Source organism: Roseobacter sinensis (genome assembly GCF_025755255.1).
Lineage (GTDB): Bacteria > Pseudomonadota > Alphaproteobacteria > Rhodobacterales > Rhodobacteraceae > Roseobacter > Roseobacter sinensis.
In genome coordinates, this window is the sequence record NZ_JALIEB010000071.1 from 1 (window position 1) to 655 (window position 655).

1 pseudogene is annotated in these 655 nt (G+C 54.7%); it reads right to left on the reverse strand.

Annotated elements, in window-relative coordinates:
* Nucleotides 1-443 precede the first annotated feature (443 nt).
* Nucleotides 444-587: pseudogene (locus MUB52_RS23935) on the reverse strand (integrase); the annotation flags it as partial.
* Between the last annotated feature and the right edge of the window lie 68 nt (nucleotides 588-655).

Genomic DNA, 655 nt, shown 5'->3' on the forward strand with positions numbered 1-655 from the left:
TAAAACAGCGCGCCTTGCGCTACTTGTCTCGGTCCCATCATCGCTGCACCTCCACTCTCTATCCGAGTGAACCAGCGCCAGGCCAACCAATCAAAAGACTTTTTCAACACTATCCGGACGAAGCAGACTTATGCGTGAGCAGCTATTGCTGACGCAGCATTTTCTCGCATATGCAGAACCTTGATCGTTGCTGCGCGGCGGATATCGCCTTACCGGTCATTGGCAGACATCGGATTGCCTGAAACTGAAACCGCGCTTTCGCTGTCGCCTGCTTAAACAAGCTTGACGCGGGACTGGAGCGGGCATTCGATCTGTGCACGAACGGGAGCCGCGCCAGGTCATTCGACCAAATGTCCGCACAGGGTTGGTTACGGCTCGAAGCCGCATGAAAGACGGAGGACCGCTCAGGATTGGCGAACGGCAGTGTCGCTCGCCAAGTTAGGTCAGATGTCTATGCGCTCTGCGATACTCAGTGCACCCTCCAACTCAACGCCGAGGTAGCGCACAGTGCTTTCGATCTTGGTGTGACCAAGAAGCAGCTGCACCGCGCGGAGGTTACCGGTCTTTCGATAAATCTCCGCTGCTCTAAGGTCTGTTGAGCTTCAAGATTCCCATCTGAGCTAAGATCTGCTTCAAACTCGCAAAAGGGAGGTTT